Origin of the sequence: Maricaulis sp., from assembly GCF_048270095.1 — a bacterium.
Taxonomy (GTDB): Bacteria; Pseudomonadota; Alphaproteobacteria; order Caulobacterales; family Maricaulaceae; genus Maricaulis.
Genome location: NZ_JBLWTL010000008.1, coordinates 75,281 through 93,159, shown reverse-complemented (window position 1 = coordinate 93,159; position 17,879 = coordinate 75,281). Strand labels below are relative to the sequence as shown.

General features: G+C 63.6%; 22 protein-coding genes. 12 read left to right on the top strand and 10 right to left on the bottom strand.

The genetic code is table 11. The features are described from left to right. Window positions 1–17: 17 nt before the first annotated feature. The 9 genes from ACN0YJ_RS07005 to ACN0YJ_RS06965 form a co-directional block, all read right to left on the bottom strand. Complete coding sequence (locus tag ACN0YJ_RS07005; protein ID WP_417477482.1) at window positions 18–458, bottom strand: NUDIX hydrolase; 441 nt, start codon at window positions 456–458, stop codon at window positions 18–20. Next, entirely contained in the window at window positions 451–807 is a 357-nt protein-coding gene (locus tag ACN0YJ_RS07000) for a VOC family protein (RefSeq protein ID WP_417477481.1), read from the bottom strand. Before ACN0YJ_RS07000 ends, ACN0YJ_RS07005 begins: the two co-directional genes overlap by 8 nt. Next, window positions 804–1,604, bottom strand: coding sequence for a 3-hydroxybutyrate dehydrogenase (locus tag ACN0YJ_RS06995; RefSeq protein WP_417477480.1), 801 nt, complete (start codon window positions 1,602–1,604; stop codon window positions 804–806). Before ACN0YJ_RS06995 ends, ACN0YJ_RS07000 begins: the two co-directional genes overlap by 4 nt. 340 nt (window positions 1,605–1,944) lie before the next feature. Beyond that, a complete protein-coding gene (gene yaaA, locus ACN0YJ_RS06990; protein ID WP_417495743.1) occupies window positions 1,945–2,745 on the bottom strand; it encodes a peroxide stress protein YaaA in 801 nt (266 codons plus the stop codon). Between the two features lie 64 nt (window positions 2,746–2,809). Then, window positions 2,810–4,243 (bottom strand): FAD-binding oxidoreductase, encoded by a 1,434-nt coding sequence (locus ACN0YJ_RS06985; protein WP_417495742.1) that lies wholly within the window; start codon window positions 4,241–4,243, stop codon window positions 2,810–2,812. Window positions 4,244–4,256: 13 nt separating this feature from the next. After that, window positions 4,257–5,207, bottom strand: a complete 951-nt coding sequence (locus tag ACN0YJ_RS06980; protein WP_417495741.1) for an L-threonylcarbamoyladenylate synthase — start codon at window positions 5,205–5,207, stop codon at window positions 4,257–4,259. Window positions 5,208–5,245: 38 nt separating this feature from the next. Continuing rightward, a complete protein-coding gene (locus ACN0YJ_RS06975; RefSeq protein ID WP_417495740.1) occupies window positions 5,246–5,794 on the bottom strand; it encodes a YceI family protein in 549 nt (182 codons plus the stop codon). A 5-nt stretch (window positions 5,795–5,799) separates the two neighbouring features. Continuing rightward, window positions 5,800–6,381, bottom strand: coding sequence for a cytochrome b (locus ACN0YJ_RS06970; RefSeq protein ID WP_417477475.1), 582 nt, complete (start codon window positions 6,379–6,381; stop codon window positions 5,800–5,802). Beyond that, the gene (locus ACN0YJ_RS06965; RefSeq protein WP_417495739.1) at window positions 6,378–6,989 is read right to left on the bottom strand and encodes a YceI family protein; all 612 of its coding nucleotides are present in this window, start codon (window positions 6,987–6,989) and stop codon (window positions 6,378–6,380) included. The genes ACN0YJ_RS06970 and ACN0YJ_RS06965 overlap by 4 nt, the downstream gene beginning before the upstream one ends. Window positions 6,990–7,120: 131 nt before the next feature. Here ACN0YJ_RS06965 and ACN0YJ_RS06960 point away from each other — a divergent pair, with 131 nt between their 5' ends. Then, complete coding sequence (locus ACN0YJ_RS06960; protein WP_417495738.1) at window positions 7,121–8,881, top strand: acyl-CoA dehydrogenase; 1,761 nt, start codon at window positions 7,121–7,123, stop codon at window positions 8,879–8,881. A 21-nt stretch (window positions 8,882–8,902) separates the two neighbouring features. Here the strand turns inward: ACN0YJ_RS06960 and ACN0YJ_RS06955 are convergent, their stop codons facing one another. Continuing rightward, window positions 8,903–9,286: a DUF4870 family protein gene (locus ACN0YJ_RS06955; protein WP_417489402.1), complete on the bottom strand. Its 384-nt coding sequence runs from the start codon at window positions 9,284–9,286 to the stop codon at window positions 8,903–8,905. A gap of 222 nt (window positions 9,287–9,508) precedes the next feature. On the opposite strand from ACN0YJ_RS06955, the gene ACN0YJ_RS06950 reads away from it, so the two are divergent. The 11 genes from ACN0YJ_RS06950 (at window position 9,509) to dxs (ending at window position 17,852) form a co-directional block, all read left to right on the top strand. Next, window positions 9,509–9,736 carry a hypothetical protein gene (locus tag ACN0YJ_RS06950; protein ID WP_417477471.1) on the top strand — a complete coding sequence of 76 codons (228 nt, stop codon included), beginning with the start codon at window positions 9,509–9,511 and terminating at the stop codon, window positions 9,734–9,736. Between the two features lie 26 nt (window positions 9,737–9,762). Further along, entirely contained in the window at window positions 9,763–10,083 is a 321-nt protein-coding gene (locus ACN0YJ_RS06945) for a YbjQ family protein (protein ID WP_417477470.1), read from the top strand. Then, window positions 10,080–10,844, top strand: coding sequence for a signal peptidase I (lepB, locus tag ACN0YJ_RS06940; protein WP_417495737.1), 765 nt, complete (start codon window positions 10,080–10,082; stop codon window positions 10,842–10,844). The genes ACN0YJ_RS06945 and lepB (ACN0YJ_RS06940) overlap by 4 nt, the downstream gene beginning before the upstream one ends. Window position 10,845: 1 nt before the next feature. Next, on the top strand, window positions 10,846–11,625 hold the full coding sequence (gene lepB, locus ACN0YJ_RS06935) for a signal peptidase I (protein WP_417495736.1): 780 nt from the start codon (window positions 10,846–10,848) through the stop codon (window positions 11,623–11,625). Window positions 11,626–11,670: 45 nt separating this feature from the next. Further along, window positions 11,671–12,543, top strand: a complete 873-nt coding sequence (locus tag ACN0YJ_RS06930; protein ID WP_417495735.1) for an SDR family oxidoreductase — start codon at window positions 11,671–11,673, stop codon at window positions 12,541–12,543. A gap of 114 nt (window positions 12,544–12,657) precedes the next feature. Continuing rightward, a complete protein-coding gene (locus ACN0YJ_RS06925; RefSeq protein ID WP_417495734.1) occupies window positions 12,658–13,590 on the top strand; it encodes a histone deacetylase family protein in 933 nt (310 codons plus the stop codon). Window positions 13,591–13,655: 65 nt separating this feature from the next. After that, complete coding sequence (locus tag ACN0YJ_RS06920; RefSeq protein ID WP_417495733.1) at window positions 13,656–14,258, top strand: histidine phosphatase family protein; 603 nt, start codon at window positions 13,656–13,658, stop codon at window positions 14,256–14,258. Between the two features lie 60 nt (window positions 14,259–14,318). Beyond that, window positions 14,319–14,567 carry an exodeoxyribonuclease VII small subunit gene (locus ACN0YJ_RS06915; protein ID WP_417477464.1) on the top strand — a complete coding sequence of 83 codons (249 nt, stop codon included), beginning with the start codon at window positions 14,319–14,321 and terminating at the stop codon, window positions 14,565–14,567. Window positions 14,568–14,571: 4 nt separating this feature from the next. Beyond that, window positions 14,572–14,916 carry a tRNA-binding protein gene (locus ACN0YJ_RS06910; RefSeq protein ID WP_417477463.1) on the top strand — a complete coding sequence of 115 codons (345 nt, stop codon included), beginning with the start codon at window positions 14,572–14,574 and terminating at the stop codon, window positions 14,914–14,916. Window positions 14,917–15,023: 107 nt separating this feature from the next. Then, window positions 15,024–15,911 carry a polyprenyl synthetase family protein gene (locus ACN0YJ_RS06905; RefSeq protein ID WP_417477462.1) on the top strand — a complete coding sequence of 296 codons (888 nt, stop codon included), beginning with the start codon at window positions 15,024–15,026 and terminating at the stop codon, window positions 15,909–15,911. A 15-nt stretch (window positions 15,912–15,926) separates the two neighbouring features. Next, window positions 15,927–17,852: a 1-deoxy-D-xylulose-5-phosphate synthase gene (dxs, locus tag ACN0YJ_RS06900; RefSeq protein ID WP_417477461.1), complete on the top strand. Its 1,926-nt coding sequence runs from the start codon at window positions 15,927–15,929 to the stop codon at window positions 17,850–17,852. The last annotated feature ends 27 nt before the right edge of the window (window positions 17,853–17,879 follow it).

Below are 17,879 nucleotides of genomic sequence, written 5' to 3'. Positions count from 1 at the left end.
CGCCATATTGGCGAGATTTATGGCGTGGGCAAGGCAGCGATCATCGCGCGGGCGCGCCCGATCACATCGCGCGTCTTGTCCCAGCGTGTCAGGCGCAGGGCCTCGTCGAGCGGGAAGAAGGCGGCTTCAGTGACATCGTCGGCTGCGACCGGCTCGCCGCCTGTCCAGACGGCGGCGAAATCGGCGAGGATATAATGCCACTCGCCTGGTGCGCCCGGTTCGCGGGCACCAATCGCATCGATGACATCGATCAGACCGACAATGCGCGCCGTGGTGCCGGTCTCTTCCATCAATTCGCGCAGCGCCGCTTCGCGCACGGTCTCGCCAAACTCGACCTTGCCGCCGGGGATGGACCACTCGCCGGTATAGGGCGGCTTGCCGCGCCGGATCAGCAGCACCTCTTCATCGCGCCAGACGACAATGCCGGCACCGGGGACGGGATGTCTGGCCTCAGCCATACTTGCCGTGCAGCGAGTAGATGCCGAGCTGATTGCCGCTTGGATCGGTGAAGAGGAAGCGCCGCCCGCCCGGATAATCCTCGCGCAAGGTGATGGTGCCGCCGGCCGCCTCGACACGCCGTTCGGCGTCGAGAATGTCCTCGGCGCGCAGCAGGATCAGGGCGCCGGTCGGGAAGGGTTTTGCTTCCAGCCGCAGTCCGCCATCAATGCCGGCATTCTCGAAGGCGGCATAGGTCGGGCCGTAATCGAGGAAGGTCCAGCCAAAGGCGGCCGAGTAGAAGGCTTTCGCTGCCGCCATATCGGTGACGGGCAGTTCGTTATAGTCGATCCTGAGCACGGTATCGGTCATTTCGCGGTCCAGCCTCCGTCAACCGTGATCGCGGTCCCGTTGGCATTGGCACCGGCATCTGAGACCAGGTAGAGCAGGGCACCGGCGAGTTGTTCAAAGGTGACGAATTGCTTGGTCGGCTGTGCCGCCAGCATGACATCGCGCACCACTTCCTCTTCCGAGATGGAGCGCGCGCGTGCCGTGTCGGCGATCTGGTTTTCCACCAGCGGCGTCTTCACATAGCCCGGGCAGATCGCATTGCAGGTGATGCCGTCCTCGGCGAGTTCGAGCGCCAGCGTCTTGGTGAAACCGATCACGCCATGCTTGGCGGCGACATAGGCCGATTTGAACGGCGAGGCCACAAGGCCGTGGACCGAGGCGAGATTGACGATTCGTCCGCGCCCCTGGCGCTTCATGATCGGGATCGCCGCGCGAGCGGCATGGAAGACCGAGGTCAAATTGATCGCGATGATCGCATCCCATTTCGCCACCGGGAAATCCTCGACCGGCGAGACATGCTGGATGCCGGCATTGGAGAGCAGGATGTCCAGCCGCCCGAATTCGCGCTCCGCATAATTCACCATATCGGTGATCTCGTCGGGCTTGAGCATGTTGGCGCCGTGATAGCGCACCTCGACGCCATGATCCGCCGCGATCTTCGCGCGCAAGGCTTCAATCTCTGCCGCATCGCCCAGACCGTTGAGCACGATATTCGCCCCGTTCGCGGCGAGCGCCTCGGCCATCGCCTGGCCGATCCCGCTGGTCGAGCCGGTAATGAGGGCCACCTGGCCGGAAAGATCGGTACGAATTGCGGACATGAATCACCTGTCAGGTTTGTGCAAGTGCGAAGAGACGGGATTGGCGCGTTTGGGTCAAGTTGTCGAGATCGGGCGTTTTCGCCAACTACACGCAAGGCGGGTAATTATGCCAAAATGAAAACGCCGGCCACGTTGGGGCCGGCGCAATCCAAGGAGGGAGCAATGTTTCGGTTTCCGAAATGCTGCCTCGTCCTCTGGGTGAGGAGAAGACGGATCGGCGGCTGGACGCTGTTGATCCGTTTCTCCATCGCCTAAGGGCGGCCAAAGGAGGCGGTCGCACCCGTCTCCGGCGGCCCTTGGACCATAACATAGCTCCTCCTTGCGGGGAAGAGTTCGAACGTCAGGCTTCCGCCTTCGCCTTGGCGCCTGCCGCCGCCGGTTGCGGCCGCATGAACAGCAGATCGGTCTCGCTCGATCCGGCCTCATCAAACGCATAGCCACCGGCATCAAACTTCACCAGATCGGCCGGGTCAGTGATGCGGTTTTCGATCGCCCAGCGCGCCATCATGCCGCGGGCCTTCTTGGCGAAGACCATCAGCATGCGCGCCTGGCCGTCTTTTTCTTCCTTGAAGCTGGCGGTGATGACGCGCGCCTTCAATGCCTTGCGGTCGACAGCCTTGAAGTATTCGTTGGAGGCGAGGTTGAGCACGACCGGGTCGGTGTCATCGGCCTGCAGCGCGTTGAGATGCTGTGCGATCTTGTCGCCCCAGAAATCATACAGGCTCTCGCCGCGCCGCGTGTGCAGCTTGCGGCCCATTTCGAGGCGATAGGGGTGGATGCCATCGAGCGGACGCAGCGCGCCGTACATGCCCGACAGAATGCGCAGATGATCCTGGGCGTAAGCGAGATCGTCATCGCTCAACCTACCCGCTTCAAGTCCGCGATAGACCTCGCCGGCAAAGGCAAGGGCAGCAGGTTTTGTGCCCGGCTGATCGGCGTCAAAGGCCTGGAAGCGTTCACGATTGAGCTTGGCCAGATCGGCGCTGATCTTCATCAGCGATTTGATCTTCGACGTCGACAGTCCGCGCGTCGTTGCCGACAGGATGCGCGTTTCATCGAGCAGTGGCGGGATGGTCGCGGTCACCGCGCGTTTGGGCGCGTCGAAATTCATGTTCTTGGCGGGTGAAAGCAGAATCAGCATGGGTGGTCTCCTTGCCCGGAGAGATAGGCAAAGGATCGCTGCGGGGGAAGGGGCGGGGTGTGTGCTAGCCCAGCAAAACCCGCGGGTTCATGATGCCCTTGGGATCCAGCGCCTGCTTGATCGCCCGCATCACCGCGACATCGACCGGTTTGCGCGCCGCCAATTCCTCACGTTTGAGGATGCCGATCCCGTGCTCTGCCGAGATCGAACCGCCAAATTCGTCGACCGTGTCATAGACGCAGTTCGAAATCGCCGCGCCCTGGGCAAGCATGGCCTTCTGCGTGGCTTCGTCGAGGCCGACTATATTGTAGTGGACATTGCCATCACCGACATGCCCGAAGGCGACGACGATGCCGTCGGGGAAGATCGTCTTGATCCGCTCGCCGGCGAGCTTGATGAAGGCTGCCATTTTCGAGACCGGGATGGAGATGTCGTGTTTGATCGCGGTGCCCTGGCCACGTTCGGCCAGCGCGATGCTCTCGCGAAGCCGCCAGAAATCGAGGGCCTGGCTTTCGTTTTCCGCAATCGCGGCATCGCTGATCAGTTCGGCTTCGAAGGCCTCGCCGAGTGCGGCTTCAAGTGTCTCGCGCGCGCCCTCGACGCGGCCGAAACTCATTTCGCACACCACATACCAGGGATGCGAGGCTTCCAGTGGATCGCGTGTGCCGGGCACGAAGGCGAGGACGAAATCGAGCGCCAGGCGGGGCATGATTTCGAACGCGGTGACCGCACCGCCGGAGACTTTCTTGGCCAGCGACAGGAAGGAGACCGCATCCTCGACTGAATTCAGGCCGCAGAATGCCAGTTCCATTTTTGCCGGGCGGGGGAAGAGTTTGAGGGTTGCGGCGGTGATGATGCCCAATGTGCCCTCGGCGCCGATCAGCAGCTGTTTGAGGTCATAGCCGGTATTGTCCTTGCGCAGACCGGTCAGGCCCGACCAGATCGTGCCATCGGGCAGGACGGCTTCCAGGCCCAGCACCAGCTCGCGCGTCATGCCATAGCGCAGGACATGCACGCCGCCGGCATTGGTCGAGATCAGCCCGCCAATCATCGCCGATCCCTGCGAGCCAAGGCTCAGCGGGAAAAGCCGGTCGGCATTGGCGGCGGTGTTTTGCAGGCTCTCCAGGATACAGCCGGCCTCGACCGTCATCGAATCATTGTCCGGATCGACTTCGCGGACGGCATTCATGCGCTTGAGTGTGATCAGCACCTCGCCCTGCGGGGTTGAGGCGCCGCACAGGCTGGTATTGCCGCCCTGGGGTGTGATGGCGATGCCGGCCTCGTGGCAGATCTTGACCGCGGCGGCGACCTCGGCGGTATCGGCCGGCTTGAGCAGGATCGGCGTCTGGCCCTGAAAACGGCCGCGCCAGTCGGCGATGTGCGGCTCCAGCTCATTCGCGTCCTGGCTCCAGCCCTTGGGGCCCAGCGCGGTCTTGAGGCGCTCGATCACATCGCCGGGCAGGGCTTGCGGGCGGGGCAATGTCTGGGCGTCGGTCATGGGCCTGTCCTTGTCATGAACCGTCTCGCGGCGCGGCGGCGCGTTGCAGGCGGTCATTAATCGCTTCGCCCAGACCTTCATCGGGAATGGGCGCGACGGCAATACAGGACGGGCCGAGCGCGTCCATTTCACGCAGGGCGGCGAACAGGCGCGTGGCGGCTTCGGCCAGGTCGCCGGAGGCTGAGAGATTGAGATCACCCGCAATCGCGCCGAAACCGAGCAGGGCTTCGCCGGACCCGGCGCTGGGCGCATTGAGCCGCATCGCGGCGCGCGGCGCATAATGGCTCGCCAGCATGCCCGGGCTGGCCGGTGCATCGGCGTGACCGGCGGCGGCGAGCGGGCCGGTAATGGCTTCAATGCGGGCGCGTTCCAGGCCTCCCGGGCGTAGCAAGGTGGCGCGGCCGTCGAGAATGGCGATGACGGTTGATTCCAGCCCGACCGTGCAGGACCCGCCATCAAGGATCAGGTCGAGCCTGTCACCCAGGCCCTCGCTGACATGCTGCGCCGTGGTCGGGCTGACGCCGCCGGACGGGTTGGCGCTCGGGGCGACGAGCGGACCGCCGAACGCGGCAAGCAGGGCACGGGCGCTGGCATGGCCCGGCGCGCGAATGGCGACGCTGTCGAGCCCGGCATTGGCGAGGTCGCAGATCGGCGCGGCGTTGAGTTTGGGCAGGACCAGCGTCAGCGGGCCGGGCCAGAAGGCGGTGGCCAGCTCAGCGGCCATGCCGGGCCATTCCACCAGCGTGCGCGCCATCTCGGCGTCAGTGACATGGGCGATCAGCGGATTGAAGCGCGGGCGCCCCTTGGCAGCATAGAGCCGGGCGACGGCCGCCGCGTTGTTCGCGTCGGCCGCGAGGCCATAGACGGTCTCGGTCGGCATCCCCACAAGTCCACCCTCGCGCAGGATCGTGGCAGCGCGGGCAATGGCGTCAGGACTGTCGGCAGGCAGGACGGGTGCGGTCATGTCTGTGTGCTAGCGCCCGCGAGGGCGGCCCGGCAAGCCTATTCAGCCGCATTGGCCTCAATATGCAGGACCAGGGTCACATTCGCCGCCGTCGTGCCCCAGCCCGATGCGCCGACACCGTAATCGGTGCGGGCGATGGTGAGGCGTGCATTGGCAATGGCACGGCCATTCTCGATCTCCAGCGTAAAGGGCAGGATGACCGGCTGGGCCGTATCGCGAATGGTCAGGGTGCCATGCGCGTCATAGCCGGTTTGGGTGGCGCGGATATCGCTGGACTCGAACAGGGCCAGCGGATGTGTCGCCGGTGCCAAACCGTCACTGCCGAGCATCGGGTCGTCGACACCATTGCTGCCGGTCGCGCCGGTCGCCGTTTGCACCCGGGCGCTGATCTGCGCGGATTCCAGCGCCGCCGGATCGAGCGTGATCTGCGCCGACCAGTCGGAGAATTCCCCGGCGACCGGGCCGCCAAAGGCCGTGGTCTCGAACCCGACCGAGCTCGCGTCGTGGTCAATACTCCAGTCCTGGGCCGCCGCCAGGCTTGGCGACAGGCAGAGGGCGAGGCAGGCAGTGAGGATACGAAATGTCATGATATTCAGCCTTTGAGGAATGGCAGCATGCGGGCCATCAGCCCGTCCTTGTCGAAGAATTGATGCTTGATCGCTGCGGCGAAATGAAGGCCGGTCAGGATCAGCAACACCCAGGCGCCCTTGCCATGGATATTGCCGACCAGGTCGTGGAAGCCACGCTCCTGCGACACCGGCAGGCGCGGCAGGATAAGATCGGGATTGTTGAACAACATGGTTGGCAGTTCGGTGGTCGAGGCGGCGACCCAGCCGACCAGGGGCAGGCCGATCATCAGACCGTAGAAGGCCCAATGCGTGGCCTTGGCCACGGTCTGCTCCCATGACTTCATGCCGGCGGGCATGCCGGGTGTCTTGTGCATCAGGCGCCAGGCGAGGCGGCCAAAGCTGAGCAGGAGGACCAGCATGCCGACCGTCTTGTGGGCATTATAGGCGAACTGGACCTCGCCGGCACTGACGCTTCCGCTGCCATCGCGCAGGGCGTGGCCCAGATCTTCCATGTACCAGCCATAGAAGACCATGCCGATCAGCAAGATGCCGATCACCCAATGCAGGACGATGGCGACAGTGGTGTAGCGAGTGGATTGGGTCATGACGGGGCTCCCTGCCGCAGAAATTCGGCTTCAATATGAATGCGTATCTCGGTGCCAACGATAGAGGCTGGCAGGCTGCCAACGGCGAAATCTGTGCGGTCGATCACCATGTCGGCGCCGAATCCGACCGTGTCGCGTCCTGCCAGCATGTTGTAGTTCCCGCCGTAAAACTCAATCTCCATAACCGCATCTATTGTGCGGCCATTCAGCACAAGCTGGCCGAAAGCACGGCCGTGCGTGGCATCGATCAGCTCGATCCGCTCGCTGGTGAAGATGATTTGCGGGTGTTGATCCGCGTGCAGCCAGCCACTGGCGAGGTCGCGGTCGAACCCGGCATCGCCAGTGGAGATGGAGTTGGCGTCGATGATCGCGGTCAGCTGCGCGGCCCGGGGATCGGCCGGATCGAAATCGAGACTGGCCTCCAGTCCGTCGAAACGGCCCGTATACCAGGACAGTCCGAAATGGCGTACGCGCCAGATCACGCTGGCATGGCCGGTGTCGAGCGCCCAGCTACCCGCGGGCAGGCGGCGGGGATCCGTGGTCGGCGTCGTACACCCCGCGAGCAGCAGCGCAAACAGGACCATAGCGAGGGGCGCACGGGCAAACATGAGCCTCACCCTAAACCCTGCTGCGCGACCGGAAAGCCACATCTTCACGCTGCGACGAAAAAACACTGTTTCCGCGCTCGCATGTTTGGCCGCGCACGCTATCCTGCGGCCCGGATTTCAGGAGAGATGGCATGACCTATCGCGCACCCGTGGACGAGCTTCGTTTTACCTTGATCGAAGTTGCCGCCGTTGATGTGTTGAAGGCGACCGGCGCTTTCCCGGACTTCACCGACGACATCACCCTCGCCATCCTGGAAGAAGCAGCCAAGCTGGCCAATGACGTGCTCGCGCCGCTCAACAAGGTTGGCGATGCCGAACACTGCAAGCTCGACAAGGGCGTCGTCACCACGCCGGCGGGTTTCAAGGAGGCTTATGCCAAATTCGTCGAGGGCGGATGGCAGGGCCTGCAATTCCCGGCCAAGGTCGGGGGTATGGGCCTGCCGCGCGCGCTCGGAGTTGCGACGCTGGAAATGGTGCAATCGGCCAATATGGCGTTCGGCCTGGGCCCGATGCTCACCTATGGCGCGATCGAGGTTCTGTTGGTGCACGGCACCGACGAACAGCGCGACACCTATCTGCCCAAGCTGCTGAATGGCGAATGGTCAGCGACGATGAATCTGACCGAGCCGCAGGCCGGCTCCGATGTCGGCGCCCTGCGCACCAAGGCCGAACCCAATGGCGATGGCAGCTGGGCCGTGTCGGGCCAGAAGATCTTCATCACCTGGGGCGAGCATGATTGCGCCGACAACATCCTCCACCTCGTCCTGGCGCGCACGCCGGACTCGCCGGCCGGGACCAAGGGCCTGTCGCTCTTCATCGTGCCGAAGATTCTCGATGATGGCAGCCGCAATGGCGTCACCGCGATCGGGCTGGAGCACAAGCTGGGCATTCATGGCTCACCGACCTGCACGATGGAATATGCCGGCGCTAGGGGCTGGCTGATCGGGGCTGAGAATGCCGGCATGAAGGCCATGTTCACGATGATGAATTCGGCCCGTCTCAATGTCGGCGTCCAGGGTGTCGGCATTGCCGAGCGCGCCTATCAGCAGGCTTTGGCCTTCGCGAGGGATCGCAAGCAGGGCAAGGCGATCGACGGCAAGGGGCCGGGGCCTCACCCGATTATCCAGCACCCGGATATCCAGCGTTCCCTGGCGATGATGAAATCCAAGATCGCCGCCTCGCGCGCCATCTGCATGGCCTGCGCCGTCGCTGCCGACCTGTCGGAATATGCCGAGGACGCGGATGAACGCGCGAGCGCCAAGCGCCGCGAGGAATTGCTGACCCCGATCGCCAAGGCCTGGTCGACCGATATCGGCGTCGAGATTGCCTCGCTGGGGATCCAGATCCATGGCGGCATGGGCTATATCGAGGAGACCGGCGCGGCCCAGCATTTGCGCGATGCCCGCATCACCCCGATCTATGAAGGCACCAATGCGATCCAGGCGATGGACCTGGCCGGCCGCAAACTCAACATGCAGGGCGGCGCGGCCTTCACCGAGCTCTATGCCGATATCGAATTGACGATTGAAGCCTGCTCGACCTCAAGCCATCCCGACCTGCCCCTGCTGGGTGAACGCCTCGAAGAAGGCCTCGACTCGCTGCGCGAAGCGGCTACCTGGATGTCCGAAGCCGACCCGGCCGATGTCCTCGCCGGGGCCACGCCTTTCCTCACCCTGGCCGGTGAAGTCATTGGCGGCTGGATGCTCTGCATCGGCGCCGTCGCCGCCCGCCGCCGCCAGAAAGACAAGCTCGGCGACCCGGTCTTCGCCGCCCAGCGCATCGCCCTCGCCGGCTTTTATTGCGAAGCCGTCCTCACCCTGGCGCATGCGCGGGTCGACGACATCACGATGGGCGTGGAGATGATCCAGGATGTGGGGTTCGGGGTGGAGTAGGGGCGGCGTCCTGCGCGCTCCCTAAACCCAATATCCTTCCGGATCCGCATTGCCGCGGCCATCAACAAGCCGGATCAGGCCGATGATTGAGCGGATCAGCACCCAGAGCCAGACGATGCCGAAGCCGAGAAAGCCGAAGGGCGACAGGATCAGGGTCATGATCAGGCCGGTGCTGGCGATAATGCCGAAGATCGCGACCCAGAAGGTGCGGATCTGGAAGACATAGTGAGAGTGGAGCCAGCCCGGGGATGTGTCTTTGCGTGCATAGGCAATGATGACGGCGATCAGTGTCGTGACGCCGACAATATTGCCGAGCAGGATCAGGATATAGCCCAAACCGGCCATCAGGCGCTCGTCACGGTCAGCGGTGCGGTCGGATTCGGGTTCGAATATTGTCTGGGTCATGGGGCAAGCTCCTTCAGCGCACAATCTCCCAGTTTAGCGCTTGCAGGCCAAGGGGGAATGCGCGCGCGGCGGTCCCTGTGGCGCTGTGGCGGGGATTGAAACAGGGTGCGGCCAGGATATCACGCGACCGGGCAAATCATCGCTGCGAGGCTTCGCGGCCTTGGTTGTGCCCTGAATTCGGCGTATGCGGCAGACAGGATCGACTACAGGATGCAGGACGGTATGCTTCAGACTGCACTTATCTGGCTGCGCGATTATGGCCGACTGGCCTTGCTGGCTGGCGGCATGGTGATTTATCTCATCCTGCTGGTGCTCGACCTGTCGGTTGGCTGGCGCTTCGCCTATCCTTACAATCTTGTCTGGGTCGGTGTGGTCGCAATGCCGGCTGCGGGCATCGCACTGATGTATCTGCACACTTGCGATGACGGTGATGATGACCGGCAGTCCTGATGACCGGCACATAGAGGGGAAATGAAATGAGCTTGATCGTAACCATGTCCGACACAGTTCCCGGCCGCGAGATTGACTGCGTGGTCGGTGTGGCGCGCGGCAATGTCGTGCGGGCGCGCTTCTTCGGACGCGATTTTGTCGCCGGTTTGCGCAATCTGGTTGGCGGCGAAGTGCCGGAATACACCAAGCTTCTCTCCGAGACCCGTGAGCAGGCCCTCGACCGGATGGTTCGCCATGGCGAAGAACTCGGCGCCGATGCAATTATCACCTTCCGCCTTGCCACCTCGACGGTGATGGAAGGAACGGCTGAAATCCTCGCCTACGGAACTGCGGTGAAACTGAAATGAGCCCTCTTGTAAAACGCCTGGCGGGCCGTGCCGCCGATGAAGTCGTCGAGACCGGCCGCTTCCTGGTGGGGGTGGCCGCTGTCTGGCTTGGCCTGGTGACTTTCGGCTTTGCTGCCTTCCACATTCCGTCGGAAAGCATGCAGCCCTCGCTGGAAGTTGGCGACCGGGTTCTGGTCTCGAAATGGGCCTATGGCTATTCGCGCCACTCCCTGCCGCTGGGTGTCGGCTATATGTTGCCGGACACCTGGAATGCGCGTCTGGCCTGGTCGGAACCGCGCCGCGGCGATGTCGTCGTCTTTCGCGACGAGCGCCAATCGCCGCCGCGCAATCTGATCAAGCGCGTCATCGGCATTGGCGGCGACGTGATCGAAGTGCGTGACGGGCGGCTCTATATCAATGGCGAAGCCCCGCAACGCGTGCTCGAGGATATCCGCAGTTTCCGCGAACATCCGACCCAGCGCGTCCAGACGGTCACCCATTATACCGAAACCCTGCCGCTTGATCGCAGCCACCCGATCTATGAGCAGGATGATAACCACCCGCTCGACAATTACGGGCCGGTGACGGTCTTGCCCGGAACCGTGTTCGTGATGGGCGATAACCGCGATGCCTCGCGCGACAGCCGCGCCTCGCCGGGCCCGGGTCTGGTGCCGCTGGAGAATGTGGTCGGCCGCGCTGAGACGGTCTTGTTCACCTTTGCCCGCTGCCGCCGCGAAGAGGGGCTGCATTGCCCGAGCGGCCGTGTCTGGCAGGGGCTGTAGGATGAGCCGGCTGGAGGCCATCACCCGGCACTTGCCGGGTTGGGCGCGCCGTGGCCTGGACGAGGCGGGTGAAGCGGTGAACTTCCTCGCCGGCGTGGCGGGGCTGTGGTTTGCCATGACGTCGGTCGCCTTCGCCTTTTTCTATATCCCGTCAGAGAGCATGCAGCCGACGCTGGAAGTGGGCGACCGGATCCTGGTGTCGAAATGGGCTTATGGCTATTCGCGCCACTCCCTGCCGCTGGGGCTCGGCGATCATTTGCCCGACAGCTGGGACGGCCGTATTGGCTGGGCCGTACCGGATCGTGGTGATGTCGTGGTGCTGCGTGATACACGCCAGAACCTGACGCTGATCAAGCGCGTAATCGGTCTGCCTGGCGATGAGATCGCGGTGCGTGAAGGACGTCTCTACATCAATGGCAATGTGGTCGAGCGTGAACGGGTCGGTCAGCGTAGCTACCGGCAATTCCACGGCTATCCGGAAGTCGTCGAGGTCGAGCACTATGTCGAGACCTTCCCGGAGGGTTTCCAACATGAAATCTATGAGCGCGACGACCGTCAGTATCTCGACGAGTTTGGCCCGGTCATCATCCCCGCCGGCCGGATTTTCCTGATGGGCGACAATCGCGACAATTCGACCGATAGCCGTGCCGCTGACGGGCCGGGTTTCGTGCCGATTTCGCACGTGATTGGCCGCGCCGAGACCGTGCCCTTCACCTTCGCGCGCTGTCGCAGCGAGCCGGGGCTGTATTGTCCATCAGGCCGGGTCTGGCGCGGCTTGTAATAGCGCTCTAACCTCCCGTTCAGGCAAACAGACCGGGAGAGCGCCATGAGCCTCAAGAACAAGACGATATTCATCACCGGCGCCAGCCGCGGTATTGGCCTGGCAATCGCCGAGCGCTGTGCCCGCGATGGCGCCAACATCGTCATCGCCGCCAAGTCGGACACCGAACAGGCCACGCTCGAAGGCACGATCCACTCGGCGGCCAAGGCCGTCGAAGCGGCCGGTGGCCAGGCGCTGGCGGTGAAATGTGATATCCGCGACGAAGCCCAGGTCGAGGCCGCGGTGGCCGCCGCGGCGGACCGTTTTGGCGGCATTGATGCGGTGATCAACAACGCCTCGGCGATCTTCCCGCGCGGCACCGGCGACGTGCCGATGAAACGCTATGACCTGATGCACCAGGTGAATGGGCGCGGCACATTCATGGTCACGCAGAAATGCCTGCCCTGGCTGGAAAAGGCCGAGAATCCACACATTATCGCCTTGTCGCCGCCGCTGGACATGCGGCCAATGTGGTTTGGGCCGCACGTCGCCTATACCAGCGCCAAATACCAGATGAGCCTGTGCATTCTGGGCTGGGGTGAGGAATTCAAGGGCCGCATCGCCGCCAATGCGATCTGGCCGCGCACGGCCGTCGCAACCGCCGCCATCTCCAATATCCTGGCCGATGACGAGGCGATGAAATCCTGTCGCAAGCCGGAAATCCTCGCCGAGACGGCCTATCGCGTCCTCAACAAGCCGGCGGCGAGCTTCACCGGCAATTTCCTGATCGATGACAGCTTCCTCTATGACGAGGGCGAGCGCGATTTCGAGCAGTACAGCTATGTGCCCGGGATCGAGCTCCTGCCCGATTTCTTCGTGCCTGAGGATGTGCCGGCACCCCCGGGTGTGAAAATCATGGATGTGTCGCTGGGGCATTGAGGCGTGCCATGGCCCGATGCGCGTCGTCTCGACGCGGCGCGCATCGCAGCTGTGTCATCGGCGATTTTGGCCCCAGGGTCTTGTGCAATGTGAATATCAGAACAGACTGACCCCATGAGAACATTGGTCATCGACAATCCGGCCAGCCAGATGCATCGCGTCCCGCCCGGCCACCCCGAACATGAGGGGCGCTACACCGCCGTCCGTGAGGCGCTGGCGGGATTGGCACAACCGGTCTGGCACTTGGCGACACCGTCCGGGATTGCGGCGGTCGAACGCTTTCATACGGCTGACTATATCGAGCGTGTCCGCGCCGCCTGCCTCACGGCAGGAGCGGCAGAATGGGTCGCGCTGGATCTCGATACCAAGGTCTGTCGCGAGTCCTGGGACGCGGCCCTGGCCACGGCCGGAGGCGCGATCAATGCCGTTGACCGTATCATGGCGGGCGAGGCCGATGCCGCTTTCTGTCTGGCCCGCCCGCCCGGCCATCATGCCGAGCCGGATCGGGCGATGGGGTTTTGCCTGCTCAATTCGATTGCGATCGCGGCGCTGCACGCGCTCGAAATTCACAAATTGTCGCGCGTCGCGATCATCGATATCGACGTGCATCACGGCAATGGATCGCAATGCCTGGCCGAGACCGATGAGCGGGTCTTCTTCGGATCCCTGCACCAGTCACCGCTCTATCCCGGTACCGGTGCCGCCGGGGAGACGGGGCTCAATGGGAATGTCGTCAACCTGCCCTTGATGGCGGGGACACGCGGGGTCGCCTGGCGCGAAGCCTTTGAAGCCGGGCTGAAGCCGGCGCTCGCCGCCTTCCGGCCGGATTTCATTTTCGTCTCCGCCGGATTCGATGCCCATGAACGCGATCCGGCCAGCGGTCTCGCCTTGCTGGAGGCGGATTTTGCCTGGGCGGCCACGGAACTGGCTGGCCTTGCCGCAGAATTTGCGTCCTCGCGGCTTGTTTCCGTGCTGGAGGGCGGATACGACTGCCCGGCGCTTGGCCGCTCGGCTGCTGCCTTTGTGCAGGCCTTGGCCGAGGCATGAAATCTGGTCAGACCGGTCGCGAAGGGGCGCGCCGGCTGAATGTTTCGGACCCCATCAGCCAGTCGATGCCCAGAACCGATTTGACACCTCCTCCGGCGAAACCGGGCCTGATCACCATTGCCCGGCATGGCAGACCCGACGCCGATCGCACAACCATGCTCGACTGGCGTGGCTATGAGCGCTGGTGGGATGACTGTTATCAGCCGGCCGGGCTCCATCCCGACCAGACTCCACCGGACGATCTGATCGCCGTTGCCGCCGCCGCCGAGACCATCTTCGCCAGCACATTGCGGCGAGCCATCGAGACGGCGCGGGCCGTTGCGCCGGACCGTGAACTGGTGATTGATGCCTGTTTCATCGAAGCCGAATTGCCGCCGCCGGCAATGGCCGGCCGCTTCATGGCCAAGACCTGGGGCGTGTTCGCGCGTTGCTCGTGGTGGCAGGGGTTTTCGCGCGGCCGCGAAAGCCGCAAGGATGCGGAAAAACGCGCCGCTCTCGCCGCGCGCACGCTGGTCGAGGCCGCGCAGTCGGGGCCGGTCCTGCTGTGCGCCCACGGATGGTTCAACCGCATGATGCGTCCGCATATGCGGGCGCTCGGCTGGCGTTGCGTCCGGGACGGCGGCGACAGCTACTGGTCCTTCCGACACTATGAATACCGCCCACGGTAAATGCGGATTTGCCGCCCGGAGGGCGGCTGCCTATGTTGCAGACCTTGCAGGAGAGTCGTTATGGCCGACACACCCAATGCCGATATCGAGACGATGAGTTTTGAGCAGGCACTGGCCCAGTTGGAGACCATCGTTCAGCAGCTGGAATCCGGCGAAGTCGAGCTCGAACGCTCGATCGCGATCTATGAGCGTGGCGCCGCACTGCGCGCCCATTGCGATGGCAAGCTGAAAGATGCGGAATTGAAGGTCGAAAAAATCGTCCGCGGTGAAGACGGCAAGCCGGCCCTTGAGCCCGCGGGGCTGGACTGATCCGGTGACCGGTTCGAACGCCACGATCGAGGACTTTCTCAAGCTCGACATCCGGATTGGCACGATTGTTCGTGCGGCCGATTTTCCCGAGGCCCGCAAGCCGGCGATCCAGCTCTGGATCGATTTTGGCGGAGAGCTGGGGGAGAAAAAGTCATCGGCCCAGATTACCGCCCACTACACGCCGGAAAGCCTGGTCGGCAAGCAAGTGCTGGCTGTGGTGAATTTTCCACCGCGTCAAATCGGCCCGATGCGCTCTGAAGTGCTGACTCTTGGCGTTTCTGATGGCAAGGGAGAGATCGTGTTGATGACGCCCGATCAGGCTGTGCCGAACGGATCCCGCCTTCACTAAGCTGATCTGCCGGGCCGGTTGAACGGGCCAGTCATGAAACGGGCAGAACAGGCTGCAACCACCAGGCCGCTAGAAACGGGCCAGAAGCAACAGGACAGGCGAGGGTGATGGACAGTTTCGAGAAACGCCTGAATGAGGCGGCCGATCGGGTCACCGTCGCGCTCGATGCCCTTCTGCCGCGCGCCGAGGGCCCCGAGAGCCAGCTCAATTCGGCGATGCGCTATGCCGCGCTCGGGCCGGGCAAGCGCCTGCGGCCGTTTCTGGCGATCGAATGCGGCCGGCTGGTCAATGCCGATGAACGCGGATTATTGCGCGTCGCCTCGGCCCTGGAATGTATCCACGCCTATTCGCTGATCCATGATGATCTGCCCTGCATGGATGATGATGACCTGCGCCGCGGACGGCCCACCGTGCACCGCGCCTATGACGAGGCGACGGCGGTTCTGGCCGGCGACGCCCTGCAGGCCGTCGCTTTCGAAATTCTCGCCCATCCCGACACCCATAATCGCGGCAGCGTCCGCGCCCGGCTGGTCGAGCGCCTGTCGCGCGCTTGCGGGCCCTATGGCATGGTCGGCGGGCAGATGATCGACATTCTCGGTGAGCGCCAGGAGCTCGATATTTCGATCGTCACCCGCATGCACCGGATGAAGACCGGCGCCCTGATCAGCTATGCCGCCGAGACCGCTTCTATCCTGCGCGATGTCGAGCCACAGATCCGCCGGGCGCTCGAAGGGTTTGCCCATGATCTCGGGCTGGCTTATCAGATAACGGATGATTTGCTCGACGCGACCGGAAGCGCGGCGGACACAGGAAAAGCGGTCGGCAAGGATGCCGGTCAAGGAAAAGCCACCTTTGTCACCATTCTGGGGGTTGAGGGCGCGCAGGACCGTTCGCAGCATCTGGCCGCGCAGGCCAAGGATCATCTCGAACCGTTTGGCGCGCGGGCAGACACTCTCAAAGAAGCGGTTGATTATGTTCTCAATCGCCGCTCCTGAAAGGCTGGTATTCGCATGACCACAAGCACGCCCAATCTCGACCGCATCACCACGCCAGCCGATCTGAGAGACCTTGATCGTGACACGCTGATCGCGGTGGCGGACGAATTGCGCGCCGAGACCATCGACGCGGTTTCGGTGACCGGTGGCCATCTGGGCGCCGGGCTGGGTGTGGTCGAGCTCACGACGGCCTTGCACCATGTCTTCAATACGCCCGAGGATATCCTGATCTGGGATGTCGGCCATCAATGCTATCCGCACAAGATCCTGACCGGCCGTCGCGACCGGATTCGCACCCTGCGACAGGGCGGGGGCCTGTCCGGCTTCACCAAGCGTTCTGAAAGCGAATATGACGCGTTTGGCGCGGCCCACGCCTCGACCTCGATCTCCGCCGCGCTGGGCTTTGCTGCCGCGCGGGATCTCAAGGGCGAGAGCAATAATGTCATCGCCGTTATCGGTGATGGCTCAATGTCGGCGGGCATGGCCTATGAGGCGATGAATAATGCCGGCGGGCTCGACAAGCGCCTGATCGTCATCCTCAATGATAATGACATGTCGATCGCGCCGCCGGTCGGGGCGATGAGCCATTATTTCGCCCGTCTGGTGTCGTCGCAGAGTTATCGCAGCCTGCGCAAGCTCGGCAAGGGCGTTGCCAAGGCTATCGGCGTTGAAGGCCCGGCCCGCAAGGCCGAAGAATACATGCGTGGCATGGCGATGGGCGGAACCCTGTTCGAGGAGATGGGCTTTCGCTATGTCGGCCCGATCGACGGGCATGATCTCGATCAACTGGTGCCGGTGCTGCGCAATATCCGCGACGGCGATGATGGTCCGGTCCTGATCCATGTCGTGACGCAGAAGGGCAAGGGGTATGCCCCGGCCGAGGCGGCCGACGACAAATATCATGGCGTCGCGAAGTTCAACGTCGTCACGGGCGAACAGCAAAAGGCCGCCGGTGGCCCGGCTTCCTATACCAAGGTCTTCGCGCAGCAATTGATCCGTGAAGCGGAAACCGATGACCGGATTGTCGGCATCACCGCCGCGATGCCGGCCGGCACCGGGCTGGACCTGTTTGCCGAGCGCTTCCCGGACCGCTGTTTCGATGTCGGCATCGCCGAACAGCACGCGGTTACTTTTGCCGCTGGCCTCGCTGCCGATGGCATGAAGCCGTTTGCGGCGATCTATTCGACCTTCCTGCAACGCGGCTATGACCAGGTTGTCCATGATGTCGCGATCCAGGGCTTGCCTGTACGTTTCGCGATCGACCGGGCCGGTCTGGTCGGTGCCGATGGCGCCACCCATGCCGGTTCCTTCGATGTTGGCTATCTCGGTGCCTTGCCGGGCATGGTGTTGATGGCGGCTGCCGATGAGGTCGAGCTGGCGCGCATGGTCGCGACGTCGGTTCAGATTGATGACCGCCCGTCCGCCTTCCGCTATCCGCGTGGCAATGGGCTGGGGCTTGAAATGCCGGCCGTGATTGAGCCGCTCGCCATCGGCAAGGGCCGGATCGTGCGGGAAGGCACCAGTATCGCCCTGCTGTCTCTGGGCACACGGCTGGAAGAGGCGCTCAAGGCTGCCGATGCGCTGGGCGCCCAAGGCTATTCGACCACTGTGGCCGATGCTCGCTTTGCCAAACCACTCGATGAAGACCTCATCCTGCGCCTGGCGCGCGAACATGAAGTCCTGGTGACGATCGAAGAGGGCGCGCGCGGCGGATTTGGCGCTTTCGTCTTGCAGCTTCTCGCCGAACGCGGCGCGCTCGACCATGGGCTGAAGGTCCGCACCATGACGCTGCCGGATGTGTTCCAGGATCATGACGCGCCGTTCAAGATGTATGACACGGCCGGTCTCAATGCCCGGCACATCGCGGCCACCGCACTGCAGGCCCTGGGCCGCAATCAGGACCAGGCGAAATCCGTGGTCGCGCCGATGCTGGCCGAATAGGCCGGTGAACCCGCAGTGAGGGCGATC